The 14,688-nt window shown below is 72.4% G+C and carries 11 protein-coding genes; 5 read left to right on the top strand and 6 right to left on the bottom strand.

Annotated features, from left to right (window positions below; translation table 11 throughout):
- Positions 1–2: 2 nt before the first annotated feature.
- The 4 genes from AB0F98_RS22515 to AB0F98_RS22530 all read right to left on the bottom strand — a co-directional run bounded on the left by AB0F98_RS22515 (position 3) and on the right by AB0F98_RS22530 (position 7,155).
- Positions 3–2,984 (bottom strand): BTAD domain-containing putative transcriptional regulator, encoded by a 2,982-nt coding sequence (locus AB0F98_RS22515; protein WP_357738267.1) that lies wholly within the window; start codon positions 2,982–2,984, stop codon positions 3–5.
- 267 nt (positions 2,985–3,251) lie between these two features.
- The gene (locus AB0F98_RS22520) at positions 3,252–4,919 is read right to left on the bottom strand and encodes a fumarate hydratase (protein ID WP_357738269.1); all 1,668 of its coding nucleotides are present in this window, start codon (positions 4,917–4,919) and stop codon (positions 3,252–3,254) included.
- Positions 4,920–5,056: 137 nt separating this feature from the next.
- A complete protein-coding gene (locus AB0F98_RS22525; protein WP_357738271.1) occupies positions 5,057–6,496 on the bottom strand; it encodes a PQQ-binding-like beta-propeller repeat protein in 1,440 nt (479 codons plus the stop codon).
- A 170-nt stretch (positions 6,497–6,666) separates the two neighbouring features.
- Positions 6,667–7,155: an Lrp/AsnC family transcriptional regulator gene (locus AB0F98_RS22530; RefSeq protein ID WP_357738273.1), complete on the bottom strand. Its 489-nt coding sequence runs from the start codon at positions 7,153–7,155 to the stop codon at positions 6,667–6,669.
- Positions 7,156–7,292: 137 nt separating this feature from the next.
- Between AB0F98_RS22530 and hppD the strand changes: the two genes are divergently transcribed.
- The 5 genes from hppD (at position 7,293) to AB0F98_RS22555 (ending at position 12,562) form a co-directional block, all read left to right on the top strand.
- The gene (hppD, locus tag AB0F98_RS22535) at positions 7,293–8,501 is read left to right on the top strand and encodes a 4-hydroxyphenylpyruvate dioxygenase (protein WP_357738275.1); all 1,209 of its coding nucleotides are present in this window, start codon (positions 7,293–7,295) and stop codon (positions 8,499–8,501) included.
- Between the two features lie 205 nt (positions 8,502–8,706).
- Positions 8,707–9,753, top strand: coding sequence for an RDD family protein (locus AB0F98_RS22540; RefSeq protein ID WP_357738277.1), 1,047 nt, complete (start codon positions 8,707–8,709; stop codon positions 9,751–9,753).
- Complete coding sequence (gene hisC, locus AB0F98_RS22545) at positions 9,731–10,834, top strand: histidinol-phosphate transaminase (RefSeq protein ID WP_357738279.1); 1,104 nt, start codon at positions 9,731–9,733, stop codon at positions 10,832–10,834. The genes AB0F98_RS22540 and hisC overlap by 23 nt, the downstream gene beginning before the upstream one ends.
- 140 nt (positions 10,835–10,974) lie before the next feature.
- Positions 10,975–11,529 carry a hypothetical protein gene (locus AB0F98_RS22550; protein WP_357738281.1) on the top strand — a complete coding sequence of 185 codons (555 nt, stop codon included), beginning with the start codon at positions 10,975–10,977 and terminating at the stop codon, positions 11,527–11,529.
- A gap of 19 nt (positions 11,530–11,548) precedes the next feature.
- Entirely contained in the window at positions 11,549–12,562 is a 1,014-nt protein-coding gene (locus AB0F98_RS22555; RefSeq protein WP_357738282.1) for a hypothetical protein, read from the top strand.
- Between the two features lie 102 nt (positions 12,563–12,664).
- Here AB0F98_RS22555 and AB0F98_RS22560 read toward each other — a convergent pair whose 3' ends face one another.
- Positions 12,665–13,081: an LPXTG cell wall anchor domain-containing protein gene (locus AB0F98_RS22560; RefSeq protein WP_357738284.1), complete on the bottom strand. Its 417-nt coding sequence runs from the start codon at positions 13,079–13,081 to the stop codon at positions 12,665–12,667.
- A 288-nt stretch (positions 13,082–13,369) separates the two neighbouring features.
- Positions 13,370–14,623 carry a PQQ-binding-like beta-propeller repeat protein gene (locus AB0F98_RS22565; RefSeq protein ID WP_357738286.1) on the bottom strand — a complete coding sequence of 418 codons (1,254 nt, stop codon included), beginning with the start codon at positions 14,621–14,623 and terminating at the stop codon, positions 13,370–13,372.
- Positions 14,624–14,688 lie beyond the last annotated feature (65 nt).

Here is a 14,688-nt window from a genome sequence, read left to right on the forward strand (position 1 = left end):
CCTCACTCCGGATCGGCCAGCAGCCGTTCCACCTCGTGCCGCTCCGGCGCCCCGAACTCACTGAACAGCGCCTGCGCCCGGACCCAGTGCGTCCGGGCGGCGGCCGGGTCGGTGCCGACCAGGCAGCGGGCGATCCCGTCCAGCGCGCGGGCCTGCTCGTACCGGGCGTTGAGCCGGGTGGCGTCCGCCAGCACCCGCCGGTGCAGGTCCAACGCGCTGGCCGCATCACCCTGCTCCAGCAGGGCCCGGGCGAGCAGGTTCCGCGAGGCGCACTGCCCGCTGCGGTCACCGGCCTCCGTCATCGACAGCAACGCCTCCCGGTGCAGGCTCATCGCCGCTTCCGGGTGGCTGCTCACCCGTTCCAGCACACCGATCTCGTTGAGCAGCTCGCCGACGCCGTACCAGTTGCCGAGCCGGCGTTTGATCGCGAGCGCGGCGCGCAGCCTTCGGAGGGCGGGCTCGCCGTGCCCCATCCGGGCCCGGGCCATCGCGATGTGACCCAGGGCGTTGGCGCTGTCGTAGAGGGTGCCGGCCGTACGCGCCAGCATCAGGTGCTGACGGGACACCGCCAACGCCTCGTCCAGCCGCCCGGCGCTCAACAGGACGGACGCCTGGTTGTTGAAGACCGCCACGACACCGGCGGCGTGCCCCTCCCGGCGGACGATGCTCAGCGCCTCGGTCAGGTGTTGCAGCGCGGCCGGTACGTTGCCGAGGATCGCCTGGACCGCCGCCGCGTTCTTGTGTGTGCCGGCCCGTCCCAACGGGTCACCCAGCCGCTTGCGCAGGCGCAGGGCGAGCTCCATCGAGGCCAGCGCCTCCGCGTAGCGGCCCACCCGGTGGTATCCGGAGGCGAGGTAGTTGTGCATGGTGGCGATGGCGGCCTCGTCGCCGAGGCGCTCGGCAGCCCGCAGCCCGATCGTGTGCGCCTCGATCAACTCGTCCGGGTGGCCGGACGCGTACCAGTAGCTCCACCCCGCGAAGGCGAGCTGCCAGCAGTAGTCGTACCGGCCCTCCGCCTCGGCGAACCGGACCATGGCCGTCACGCTGGCCCGGTTCTCCTCGAGCCAACCCAGGTTCGGTGGCGTGCCGGTCTCCACGAGGTCGGGGCGGAGCATCGGTGGCCGCCGAAGAGGTGCCCGGCTCGCCGACCGTTCGACCTGGCTGGAAGCCAGCAGGACCAGGTGCAGGCAGACGTTGAACATCCGCTCCACCGCCGCCGAACGCTCGGCGGCGCGCGCCGGCTCGGCCATCAGCTGTCGCGCGTATTCGCGTACCAGGTCGTGGAAGCGGAACAGGCCCGGCTCCGGCTCGTCGACCAGGTGCACGTCTACCAGCTCGTCGAGGAGGTGCTGGGCCTCGCTCATCGGCACGTCGGCGAGCGCCGCGGCCATCACGGCGTCGAACCGCGTTCCCGGGTGCAGTCCGAGCAGCCGGAACATCCGCTGGGCGGTCGGGGTGACCTGCGCGTACGACAGGGCGAAGGCCTGACCGACGGAGCGGTCGCCGGCCACCAGTTCGCTCAACGCGTCCGGTCCGGCGGCGAGTCGCGCGGCCAGGTCGGCGATGCGCCAGCGGGGACGGTGCGCGAGCCGCGCCCCGGCGAGCCGGATCGCCAGCGGCAGACATCCGCACCGGCGGACCACCTCGGCGGCGGCCTCCGGTTCGGCGACCACCCGCTCGGTGCCCGCCACCCGGGCGAGCAACTCGATCCCCTCGTCGGGGTCGAGGACGGCGAGCGACGACGGCCGTCCTTCGTCCAGGCCGGTCAGGCGGCGCCGGCTCGTGATCAACGTCAGGGTGCCCGGGCCGCTGGGCAGCAGCGGCGCCACCTGGGCGGCTGACGCTGCGTTGTCCAGCACCACCACCGCTCGCCGGTCGGCCAGCTCACTGCGCCAGAGGGCGGCCCGCTCGTCCACGTCGGCCGGTATGCGATCCCCGGGTACGCCGAGCTGGCGCAGCAGCGCGGCGAGCGCCGCGACCGGAAGCAGCGGCTCCCGGTCGCTGTGCCCGTGCAGGTCGATGAAGAGCTGCGCGTCGGGGTAACGGTCGGCCAGCGCGGTGGCGAGGTGGACCGCCAGGGTCGTCTTACCGCTGCCGGCCATCCCGTCGATCAGCTGGACCCGGGTGTGATCCTCCTCGATCTCCTTGACCAGCCGCGCCAGGGTCTCCTGGCGGCCGGTGAAATCGCTGATGGCCCGGGGCAGGACACGGACCGGAACGGTGCGGCGCTCCTGCGGCCGGGCCAGCGCCAGGTCGCCGGCGAGCACACGTTGGTGGAGTTGCTGCAACGCGACGCCGGGCTCGATGCCCAACTCCTCGGCGTAGAGCCGGCGCCCCTCGCGGTAGACCGCGAGCGCGTCCGCCTGCCGGCCGACCGCGGACAGGGCGAGCATGACCTGGCCGCGCAGCCGCTCGCGGAGCGGGTACCGGGCCATGGTCTCGGTCAGCACGTCGAGGATCTCGGCCGGGTCGCCGAGCCGCAGCTCGACGTCCACGCACTCTTCCAGCGCGGCGAGTCCCTGCTCGTCGAGAGCCTGTGCTCGCCGCCGTACGCTCCGGCTGGTGATTCCGCTCAGCGCCGGCCCGCGCCAGAGTGCGAGCGCGTCCCGGAAGTGGCGGCGTGCCTCCGCCAACTGGTTGGCGGCGAGGGCGGCCCGGGCGGCCTCGACGCCCCGGGTGAACACGTCGGCGTCCACCTCGCCGGGCTCGGTGCTGATGGCGTAGCCGACCGGGTCGCTGAGGATGGCCGCCGGCGGGAGCCCGAGCTGGGCGAACCGGCGGCGGAGGCGGGACACGCAGGTCTGCACCTGGGCGCGGGCGGTGGCCGGTGGCCGCTCCTCCCAGATCGCGTCGACGAGTTCCTCCACCGGCACGATCCGGTTGGCCCGCAGCAGCAGCATGGCGAGCACGGTCCGATCCCGCGCGGCGGTGACGGTGGCCTCGCCGGCACCGACTCGTAGGGGCCCCAGGATCCCGAACCGCATTCCCGCTCCCGTCCGAACCGGCGTAACGATCGCAGCGTAGCCCGCTGCTGACAGAAGGTCTCCGGCCGGTGATAGCGATGTGAGAGTGGATCGGCAGTGGACAGGACCAATCTTGACGTGGGGTGTCGGCACCGACACCCGACGGGGGCGGTGCGCCCGCCTGTTGCCCCTTTGGGGGGCGGGCGCACCGAGCGTCGTCGATCACCCCATTCGAGACACGGAAAGGGCGCCGGGCTCGTGCCCGGCGCCCTTTCAACGTGGGTACGGTCAGCGGCGGCCGATGGTCAGCACCGGCTTGGTGACCTCGGCGAAGAAGTCGTTGCCCTTGTCGTCGACCACGATGAAGGCCGGGAAGTCCTCCACCTCGATCTTCCACACGGCCTCCATGCCCAGCTCCGGGTACTCGAGCACCTCAACGTGCTTGATGCAGTCCTGAGCGAGCCGGGCGGCCGGGCCACCGATCGAGCCGAGGTAGAAGCCGCCGTACTGCTGGCACGCGTTGGTCACCTGGGCCGACCTGTTGCCCTTGGCCAGCATGACCTGCGAGCCACCGGCGGCCTGGAACTTCTCCACGTACGCGTCCATGCGGCCCGCCGTGGTCGGACCGAACGAGCCGGAGGCGTAGCCCTCGGGGGTCTTGGCCGGGCCGGCGTAGTAGACGGCGTGGTCGCGCAGGTACTGCGGCATCGGCTCGCCCGCGTCCAGCCGCTCGGCGATCTTGGCGTGGGCGATGTCGCGGGCCACCACCAGCGGACCGGTCAGCGAGAGCCGGGTCTTCACCGGGTACTTGGACAGCTCGGCCCGGATCTCGTCCATCGGCCGGTTCAGGTCCACCCGGACCACCTCGGAGGTGTCCAGCTGCGCGTCGGTGACGTCCGGCAGGTAGCGGGCGGGGTCCGTTTCGAGTCGTTCCAGCCACACGCCCGACGGGGTGATCTTCGCGACGGCCTGCCGGTCCGCGGAGCAGGAGACGGCGATGGCCACCGGGCAGGACGCGCCGTGCCGGGGCAGCCGGACGACCCGTACGTCGTGGCAGAAGTAGCGACCGCCGAACTGCGCGCCGATGCCGAAGTTGCGGGTCAGCTCCAGCACCTCGGCCTCCAGCTCCAGGTCCCGGAAGCCGTGCGCGCTCATCGAGCCCTGGGTGGGCAGCGCGTCGAGGTACTTCGCGGAGGCGTACTTCGCGGTCTTCAGCGCGTACTCCGCGGAGGTGCCGCCGATGACGATGGCCAGGTGGTACGGCGGGCAGGCGGAGGTGCCGATGAGGCGCAGCTTCTCCTCCAGGAACTGCATCATCCGCGTCGGGTTCAGCAGCGCCTTGGTCTCCTGGTAGAGGTACGACTTGTTGGCCGACCCGCCACCCTTGGCCATGAAGAGGAACTTGTACGCGTCGGGATGCCCGTCCGGGTCCTCGGCGTAGATCTCCACCTGCGCCGGCAGGTTGCTGCCGGTGTTGCGCTCCTCCCACATGGTCAGCGGGGCGAGCTGCGAGTAGCGCAGGTTCAGCCGGGTGTACGCCTGCCAGACGCCCCGGGAGATCGCCTCGGCGTCGCCGCCGTCGGTCAGCACGTGCCGGCCGCGCTTGCCCATCACGATCGCGGTGCCGGTGTCCTGGCACATCGGCAGCACGCCGCCGGCGGCGATGTTGGCGTTGCGCAGCAGGTCGAGGGCGACGAACCGGTCGTTCGGCGAGGCGGCCGGGTCGTCGATGATCGATCGCAGCTGGGCCAGGTGCGCGGGACGTAGGAAGTGCGCGATGTCGTGCATGGCCTCGGCGGTCAGCGCGGTCAGCGCGGCCGGCTCCACGGTGAGGAACCGGCGACCTCCCGGGCCGTGTACGACGTCGACGCCCTCGTCGGTGACCAGGCGGTATTCCGTCTGGTCCGGGCCGGTCGGCAGCAGGGGGGCGTACGAGAAGGCGGCGGCACTGCTCATGAGCGGAAAGCCTAGGGCAGACCGGTCGATCATTCCCACCCGCCGGGTCCCCCTGGGACGCCGCTCTCACCGGACCCGCGACGTGGACGGATCGATCGCCTGGCATCGCCGGTGGAAGCAGGCAGCATCGCGGTCGATCAGCCGCTGGTCCCGTCGGGGCACAATTCGCGTTTCGGCCCGCAGTCGTCGTCGCCCCCGCCGGGGGCGGGGGCGCTGCCGCCCGGGCCCGGCACGCCCTCGCCGCTCGACGGATCGGGCTCGCCGCCCGCCGTCGATCCGAACCGGACGTACCCGATCTCCCGCCCCTCACCGATCACCATGCCGGCCGGGCCGACCGCGAGCGCGTTCGCCGAGGTCCGCAGCACGGTCAACTCGCGTCCGGTACGCGGATCCAGGGCGATCAGCCGGGACGGCTTCTCGTCGACGATCACCGCGGCGTGCGGGGTCAGTGTCGCGCCGGCCTTACCGCCCGCCGGGCGGGTCCAGAGCGTGCGCTCGGCGCCCAGCCCACGCGCGAGGATCGACCGCTGGTCAGCGGCGCGGACCAGCGCGTACCGGTCGTCGACGGCGAGCAGCTTCTCGCGGTCCGCGCCGACCCAGAGCAGCCGGCCGTCGTACCCGTCGAGCACCGCCTCCCGGGCATCCGGTGCGACCCCGATGAGCACGTTGCGCGCGCCCTGCGGATCCTCCCGCTGCACGCAGCCGGCCTTGTCGGCGGTACGCAGGTTGATCCCGGCGCGATGCCAGGTCTCCCGGCCGGTGGCGGGGTCGACGCCGGAGATGGCGAAGTAACAGTTGTTGTCCTGGGAGCGGGCGGCGATGCGCAACAGCCGACCGCCGACCACGGAGAGCCGTTCCTCCCGGCCCGGCTCGACGTTCTGCAGGACGGCGCCGGTCGCGGTGTCCACCACGTGCACCCGGCCGTCGACCGGGAAGCCGAGCAGCGGCGGCACCGGCTCCGGTCCCGCGATCTCCTCGTCGAGCCGCTGCGCGGTAAGCCGCCGGGTGCCACGCAGTCCGGGATTGTCCGCGAAGAGTCCGCTGCCCACGCCGGGCAGGAACGCGGTCCACAGTGGTTTGGTGCCGCGCGGGTCCCAGGCGCTCAACGTGCAGTCGGTCGGCTGGACGCAGCGTGCGTCGAGCAGCAGGTTGCGGTACGTCCAGACGGCCACCGCGTCGTCGTCACGCCGGCGGGTCACCCCGGTGGTCGGGTCGAGCACCTCGTACCCCTTGACCAGCAGCTTGCCCACGACGACGACCGCGTTCCGGTCGGCGCCGGCGACGGCCGCCCAGTCGGCCTTGCGCTCCCAGAGCTGGCCGCCGGTGGCGAGGGCGCGCGCCTCGACGCGGGTGCGCTGCTCGACGACCACTGTCTCGCCGGCGATGGTCACGCTCTTCGGTGTGCCGCCGATCCGCTGCTGCCAGACCACGTCCGGATCGGCGATCGGCTCGCTCCGGTCGACCCAGTCCCAGACCCTGGGGAACGGGTTCCAGACTCCGGTCGCGGCGAGGGCGACGACGGCGATCAACGCGAGCAGCAAGCCCGCCCGTACGCCTCGACCCCTCCCCTTCGCCACACGCACACGGTAGCCACGATCACGTAGCTTCCATACGCCCGCACCGCCGTGTCGCCGCGCTTTCTGCCGCCGGAGGTGTTAACGGGGTCGCCCCGTCCGACCACTGTCGACTTCCACGGAAAAGCGGACCGGTCGCGGCCGGCCAAGGAGTCGTCGAGCAGTGGCCCTGCTCAGTTGCGGGCGGCGGAGCGGACCAGGGGCAGCGTGCGATACGGAATCTGCTCGGCCAGCGCGATGATCGTCGAGGCGCGGGTGATCCCCTCGGAGGACACGATCTGGTCGATCACCCGCTGGAGGTCGGTGTTCGACCTGGCCACGATGCGGCAGAGCAGGTCACTGGAACCGGTGATGGTGTGCGCCTCCAGCACCTCGGGGATGCCGGCGAGGTGGGCGGTGACCGGGTCGTGCCCGTGCCGCTGGCTGATCTCCAGGGTGACGAAGCTGGTCACTCCGAATCCGATGGCAGCCGGCGAGATCTCGGGGCCGAGGCCGGAGATGACGCCCCGGCCGATGAGCTTGTCGAGGCGCGCCTGGACGGTCCCGCGCGCCACGCCGAGCCGCCGCGAGCACTCCAGCACACCGATCCGAGGCTCCTGGGCGAGCAGTTCGATCAACCGCGCGTCCAGGTCGTCGAGCTGAACATCTTGACCAGTGTTCATGGGGTTTCACCTTACTGGATGCACAACCTGACCAGAGATACGGCGAACTATTGCCCAACCAACGGCGGCACCGCAATCCTCAGCTCAAACCACGCACGGCGGCCCACGAGGCCGGCCGGTACGCAAGGGAGACCACCATGACCCAGGCGATCGACCGACCCCAGTCCGGCGACGACACGGTCGACGTCGACCGGCTCATCGGCGCCGTCGACCACGACATCACCCGCGACCCCTTCCCGGTCAAGGGCCTCGACCACGTGCACTTCCTGGTCGGCAACGCCAAGCAGGCGGCGCACTACTACTCCACCGCGTTCGGCATGACCTGCGTGGCGTACCGCGGTCCCGAGCAGGGCTACCGGGACCACGCCCAGTACGTCCTGACCAGTGGTTCGGCCCGGTTCGTGCTGACCGGCGTCGTCCGCCCGGACGCCGAGGGCGCCGAGCACGTCGCGAAGCACAGCGACGGCATCAGCGACATCGCCCTCGAGGTGCCGGACGTCGACACCGCGTACGCGCACGCCACCGCCCAGGGCGCGACCGGCCTCGTCGAGCCGCACGACGTGAGCGACGAGCACGGCACCGTGCGGATGGCGGCCATCGCCACCTACGGCGACACCCGGCACACCCTGGTCGACCGGTCCCGGTACACCGGGCCGTTCCTGCCGGGCTTCGTCGCACGCCGGCCGATCGTCGACCGGCAGCCGATGATCGCCGCCGGCATCCAGCCGAAGCGTTTCTTCCAGGCGGTCGACCACGTGGTCGGCAACGTCGAGCTCGGCCGGATGGACGAGTGGGTGGAGTTCTACAAGCGCGTCATGGGCTTCACCAACATGGCGGAGTTCATCGGCGACGACATCGCCACCGACTACTCGGCGCTGATGAGCAAGGTGGTCGCCAGCGGTACCCGCAAGGTGAAGTTCCCGCTCAACGAGCCGGCGATCGCCCGCAAGAAGTCGCAGATCGACGAGTACCTGGAGTTCTACCAGGGCCCCGGCGCCCAGCACATCGCCGTCGCCACGAACGACATCCTGGCCAGCGTCGACGCGATGCGGGCCGCCGGCGTCGAGTTCCTGGACACCCCGGACTCGTACTACGACGACCCGGAGCTGCGCGCCCGCATCGGTGAGGTGCGCGCGCCGATCGAGGAGCTGAAGGCCCGCAAGATCCTGGTCGACCGGGACGAGGACGGCTACCTGCTCCAGATCTTCACCAAGCCGGTGCAGGACCGGCCGACCGTCTTCTTCGAGCTGATCGAGCGGCACGGCTCGCTCGGCTTCGGAAAGGGCAACTTCAAGGCCCTGTTCGAGGCCATCGAGCGTGAACAGGAAGCCCGCGGCAACCTGTAACACTTGCCAGCGTGACGCAACCCCCGTCGTACCCGACGCCGCCGGCTGGTGGGCCCACGCCCACCGCCGGCGGCTTCGCGCCGCCCGCCGGTCCCGCCCGCCAGCCGTACCGCGATCACCCGGGCGCTGTCCCGCCCCCGCCGCCGAGTCCGGCCCTGTGCCGCCACGACCGGTTCGCCGGGACGGCCGTCGTTAAGGTGGCTGCGTGAGCGTGCAACCCGGCTGGTACATCGACCCCGCCGACCGCGAGACCCGACGGTACTGGGACGGCGAGGGCTGGATCGGCGCGCCCATCCCCGTTGACGCCATTCCGCCGGAGGGTCCGCCTCCGGTCGAGGCTCCACCGGAGCCGCCGGCGCCTGTCGCGCCCGGCCCGGCACCTGTGTCCCCGGCCTCCGCGCCACCGGCTGCGGGCTGGCCTGGTCACCCCGGCCCTCCCCCCGGGTACGGCCCGCCGGGCGCCCCGCCCGGTCACGGCCCCCAGGGCCCCGGCTACGGCCCGCCCGGCACGCCACCCGGCTACGGCCCGCAGGGCGGCCCACCCGGTCACGGGCCCCAGGGCGCGCCCGGCTACGGGCCCGCGGGTGTCCCGCCCGGCTGGGTTCCCCCAGGCTGGTCGGGGCGGATGCCCGAGCCCCGGCCGCACGGGCTGCCACTGGCCGGTTTCGGCCGCCGGCTGGCCGCCCGGCTCATCGACTTCGCCATCGTCCTGGCGCTGAACGTCGTGGTGAACGGCTGGTTCGTCTGGCGGTTCCTCGAGGAGATGGAACCGTACTGGCGGGAGGTCGTCCGGCGGGCGATGGAGGGCAACACGTCCCGCGAGGGGCTGCCCCAGATCGGTGAGCAGGCAGGGGGCCTCCAGCTGGCCATCGTGGCGATCGCCGCGGCGCTCTGGCTCGCGTACGAGGTGCCGTCGACGGCCTCGTCCGGCCAGACGATCGGCAAGCGGGCGATGCGGATCAGGGCGGTCCCGCTCACCGCCGACGCGCCCCTCGGCTTCGGCCGGGCGCTGGCCAGGTGGAACACCTACGGGGGTGTCCCCACCCTGCTCTGGTGCTGTTTCGGCCTGGGCCTGCTGATCCAGCTCATCGATGCGCTCTCCCCCCTCTTCGATCACCCCCTGCGACAGGCACTGCACGACAAGCGGGCCCAGACCGTCGTCGTCCAGCTGCCGCCGCCGGACCCGAACCGCCCCCTGAACGACCGTTCCGACCCCCAGGAGACACCCCATGACCCACACCGGAAGACCTGAGCCGGCGGTACGATTGACCCGCGCCGACCTGGACTCGCTGCCCAGCTACGTACCGGGTCGCAACCCGGCCGACCTGGCTCGGGATCTCGGGCTGCCCGAGGCGATCAAGCTGGCCAGCAATGAGGTTCCGTACGGCCCGCTGCCCGGCGTGGTCGAGGCGGTCACCGAGGCCGCCGCCGGGGTGCACCGATACCCGGACATGGGCGTGCTCGCGCTCCGCGACGCGCTGGCCGAGCGGTACGGCGTGGACGCCGACCGGATCGCGACCGGCTGCGGGTCGGTGGCGCTCGCGGAGCACCTGGCCCGTGCCACCAGCCTGCCCGGCGACGAGGTGCTCTACTCGTGGCGTTCGTTCGAGGCGTACCCGATCATCGCGGCGACCAGCGGCGCGACCAGCATCCGGGTGCCCAACGACGCCGACCACGCACACGATCTGACCGCCATGGCGGCGGCGGTGACCGACCGGACCCGACTGATCCTGGTCTGCACCCCGAACAACCCGACCGGCACCGCGATCCACAAGCCGGAGCTGGACCGTTTCCTCGACGCCGTGCCGGACGACGTGCTCGTGGTGATCGACGAGGCGTACCGCGAGTTCGTCACCGACCCGGAGGTGCCGGACGGGCTGACCTACCTTGACCGGCCGAACGTGGCGGTGCTGCGCACCCTCTCCAAGGCGTGGGGGCTGGCCGGGCTCCGGGTCGGTTTCCTGGTCGCCCAGCCGGAGGTGGCGGCCGCGGTCCGCAAGGTGGTCACCCCGTTCTCCACCAGCGCGGTGGCTCAGGCGGCCGCGCTCGCCGCGCTCGCGCAGGCCGACGAGGTCGAGCGTCGCTGCGCCCTGGTCGTCGCCGAGCGGGACCGGGTGACCGAGGCACTGCGCAAGTTCGTGCCCGACGTGCCCACCAGCCAGGCGAACTTCGTGTGGCTGCCGCTGGGCGACCGGGCGGTGGCGTTCGGCAAGGCGTGTGAGTCGCGCGGCGTGATCGTCCGGCCGTTCCCCGGCGACGGGGTGCGCGTCACCATCGGCACCCCGGCCGAGAACGACGCCTTCCTGGCCGCCGCCGAGGCGGCGCTGGCCTGAAGCCAAGCGCGAATCATCACCTTCTGGGTCTTTAGTCCGTTTTAGCCCTGTTTCTGCCCTATCTTCCAAGTAGCCGGCCTGCTGCGACTCAAGCGGCGCCCGAACCACGCCGGCCCACTTCGAGAACGGGGTAAGAACCAGTGCGTACTGCCAAGATCTGGACCACCGTCGCGGCCACCGCCGCGGCGGTGGGCCTCCTCGCCACGCCGGCCGCCGCCGCGCCGACCGACACCACGGACACCACGTTCGAGGTGCTCGTCGGCACCCTCGACGTCGTCACGCCGGCCACCGCCGACCTGGGTAGCGGCGACACGGGCGGCACCATCACCGGCGCCCTCGGCACCGTGCTCGTCGACGACTCCCGGGGCGCCGCCGACGCCTCGTGGACCGCGTCGGTCACGGCCACCGTCTTCCAGACCGGCGGCGGCAGCCCGCAGGAGACGGTGCTGCCATCGGAGATCGACTACTGGTCGGGGGCGGCGGCGACGACGACAGGCACTGGCACCTTCACGCCTGGCCAGCTCACCGCCGGCGACGCCCAGCCCCTGGACAGCGTCACACCGCTGACAGCGTTCACCCACTCGGGCGGTACCGGCGGGAACACCGCCGAGTGGAACCCCACCCTGGTGGTCAACGTTCCGCTGGACAGCATCGCGGGCGAGTACACCGGGACGGTGACTCATTCGGTGGCGTAGCCGCCGGCTGCGGTCGGCCGTGGCGATCACGGTCGTCCTGCTCGGTCTCGCCGGCCCGGGTCTGCCGACTCGGGCCGGCGCGGCCGAGCCGGACGAGGGCAGCATCGGGATCCGGCTGCTGGAGGCGCCGACGAACCGGCGCGACGACCCGCGCGCCCTGCGCTACATCGTTGATCACCTTCGGCCGGGCACCACCATCAGGCGCCAGCTACTGATCGTCAACCGCAGCGCCGAGCGTCGTGCGGTCGAGCTCTACCCGGCCGCGGCGAGCGTGGAGGGCGCGAAGTTCGTCTTCGGCGGAGGGCGGGCGGCCAACGAGCTGACCTCCTGGATCACCATCGATCGGGACGCCATCGAGTTGGAACCGTGGGAGGAGAGCCGGGTCCGGGCGACGATCGCCGTGCCGGCCGATGTGCCCGCCGGCGAGCGATACGGGGTGCTCTGGGCGTCCGCTGCCTCCTCGCCGTCCCCCTCCGGCGGCCAGGTGACCCAGGTTCACCGGGTCGGCGTGCGGGTCTACCTCGATGTGGGCGAGGGCGGCGAGCCGGTCTCCGACTTCACCATCGGCGAGATGCGTCCGGCCCGTAGTTCGCACGGCGAGCCGTCGGTCACGGTCCGGGTCGACAACACCGGCGGACGCGCGGTGGATCTGACCGGGACGGTCACGCTGACCGACGGACCGGCCGGCAGCCGCGTCGGCCCGTTCCCGGTGTCGGAGGGCACCACCTTGGCTGTGGGTGCCACCGGCCAGGTCAGCGCGCGGTTTCCGCCCGAACTGCCGAACGGTCCCTGGAAGATCCAGGTCAACCTGAAGAGCGGCAGGGTGGAACGGACCGCGACCGGCCAGATCCGGTTCCCCGAACCAGGCGGCGAGGGCGTGCGGGCGACGCTCTACTCCCGGATGCTCACCGGCTGGGGCGCCGTCGCCGCCGTCGCAGGTCTCCTGCTCCTGGCCGGACTCGCCGTGCTGGCGCGCCGCTTCCGGCGGACAGCGGGGCGCGTGCCCCGCGAGCGGATCTCCGCGCACCGCTGAGCCCGACTGACGAGCGCAGCAGCTCTTCCGGCTCGACGTCGTTCCCCCGCTTCAACCGACCAGGGCGGGCGTCAGACCGGATCCCGGCGGGATCGGCGGGCGTCAGATCGGCCGCCGGCGGCGGGCCGCCAGCCAGCCGAGGAGAAGCAGGGCGGACCCGAGTGCGGCGAGCATCGGCACGGACCGACCGCCGCCGGTCACCGGCAGCTGACCGCCGTGGGTCGGCTGTGGGGTCGGCGGTGCCGGCTGCGGCGTGGGTGGGGTCGGCTGCGGGGAAGTGGGTCGCACCTCGAAGGTGACCCGGCCGCTCCCCGAAGGCTCCGTCGGGGCGACGGCCACTGCCCCTCCGGCCACGGGCGCCGGCACTGGAGCGACCGCCGGCACCCCCGGCGACGCGGCAGCCGGGTTGAACGCCGGCGTCACCACCAACATGACGCCCGCCGCAGCGGCGAGCGCCGCGCCGACGAGTCGCTTGGCCGCCGTCCTACACATCCGCACGATCCCTTCCCGCAGGAACATGAACCGTCCGTAATGTAACTTTTTCCAACCTAGATGGCGGTTTATTCGGTTTCGCTCATCCCGGCGCACCCGAGAGCAAGCGCGTCGAGCAAAGCGCACGCTGGGACGGCACCATCGGCGCCGAACGCCGCCGGGGCCACCGGAGACGGACGGGGAGCCGGCGCAGCATCGGCCGGCGCGGGGCTTATCAAGATGATGATCACGCCCAACAGGGCTGCCACGAGTCGCACCGGGTGACTATAAGTAACTAATGTCCGATTTGTCGAGCATTCAACGCGGCGTTTCCACTCAGGTCGCGGCGAGCACCAGCGGCTCGGAGGTGAGGAAGTACGCCTGGTCGTCCGCGTCCGGGTCGACCGGCTCCCGCAGCCGCTCCACGACCACGTAGCCGTCCGCCGCGTACACCGCTCCCAGCGCGTAGCCGGTCCCGTCCTGCCCGACGGTGAGCGTGAACCGGGACCGCTCGGCGCCGGTCGCGGGATCGAGCGTGATCAGCTCCCGCGCGTCGGTCAGCACGTGCACCCGGCCCGGCTGGACGGCGATCACCTGCCCCTGCCCCAGGTCGGGGCGACGCCACAACTCGGCCCCGTTCCGGGCGGAGCGGCCGACCAGTACCCCGTCGACGGTCCCGACCGCCAGCTCGCCGGCGAGCTGGGTGTCGCGCCCGTCCAGGGCTGGTGCGGCCACCGGTGCCCCGGCCCCGATCAGCCAGGCCCGACCCGCCGCGTCACCCGGACCGGCCGTACGCAGAGCGGAGCAGCCGGACCTCGCCGTGCGACAGCCGACCGGGGTCACCACCAGTTCGCCGCCCGCGCCGAACGGCCGCCAACGACTCGTCACCTCGCCGCTGGTCGCGTCCCGGAACTCGACGGCGGCCTCCCCCGCACAACCGTCGACGCTGACCAGCTGCCCGGTCGGCGTGGTACCGACATCGCTCCGGCACCGCGTTCCGACCTCCGACCGCCAGAGCTCGCGCCCCCCGGCCAGGTCGACGCCGCGCGCCTCGCCGTCACCGGTCGCCACCAGCACGTCCCGGCCGTCGGCCGTGCGGGTGAGGTAGAGCCCTTCGGGATCCCACACGATCGCCGATCCGGTACGCCGGACGCTCGGCCGCTGCTGCGGCACGGGCCCGTCGGCTCGCCAGGTCACCCGCCCGTCCCGCGCGTCCAACGCCACCAGCCGCCCGTCCGACCATCGGCTGACCACGGTGGTTCCGCTCGCCACCACGCCGATCAGCTCCGCCGGCCAGCGGCGGTACGACCAGAACGGGGTGGTGCGGTGCCGACCGTCGACCGGGGTGTCCGCGTACACCTGGCGGTGGCCCGCGTACACGCGTAGGCGGCCGTCCACTATCAGTGGAGCGACGGGCAAGCGCCCGATCACTCCCACCGGAGGTTGCGCGGGTGCCGGGTAGGCGGCGTGGGCGACCGTGCTGACCTCGGCAGGGGCGAGCACCCGGTAGACCGTCACCGTTACCGCGGCGGCGACGAGCAGCGTTGCGACCGCCTGCACGACACGTCGCCGGCCGTTCCGGAACCCCATGCGCACCTCCGCCCGGCACAGTACTAGGGCAGGTTTCACGAGGCTCGCGCGAGCGAGCCGAGGCC

The sequence above is a fragment of the Micromonospora sp. NPDC023737 genome (genome assembly GCF_040639715.1).
In the GTDB taxonomy this organism is placed as follows: Bacteria; Actinomycetota; Actinomycetes; order Mycobacteriales; family Micromonosporaceae; genus Micromonospora.

Bases quoted from the DNA above. Each gene is read 5' to 3' on its own strand.
- AB0F98_RS22515 (WP_357738267.1), bottom strand. From the start codon at position 2,984: ATGCGGTTCGGGATCCTGGGGCCCCTACGAGTCGGTGCCGGCGAGGCC.
- AB0F98_RS22520 (WP_357738269.1), bottom strand. From the start codon at position 4,919: ATGAGCAGTGCCGCCGCCTTCTCGTACGCCCCCCTGCTGCCGACCGGC.
- AB0F98_RS22530 (WP_357738273.1), bottom strand. From the start codon at position 7,155: ATGAACACTGGTCAAGATGTTCAGCTCGACGACCTGGACGCGCGGTTG.
- hppD (WP_357738275.1), top strand. From the start codon at position 7,293: ATGACCCAGGCGATCGACCGACCCCAGTCCGGCGACGACACGGTCGAC.
- hisC (WP_357738279.1), top strand. From the start codon at position 9,731: ATGACCCACACCGGAAGACCTGAGCCGGCGGTACGATTGACCCGCGCC.
- AB0F98_RS22560 (WP_357738284.1), bottom strand. From the start codon at position 13,081: ATGTTCCTGCGGGAAGGGATCGTGCGGATGTGTAGGACGGCGGCCAAG.
- AB0F98_RS22565 (WP_357738286.1), bottom strand. From the start codon at position 14,623: ATGGGGTTCCGGAACGGCCGGCGACGTGTCGTGCAGGCGGTCGCAACG.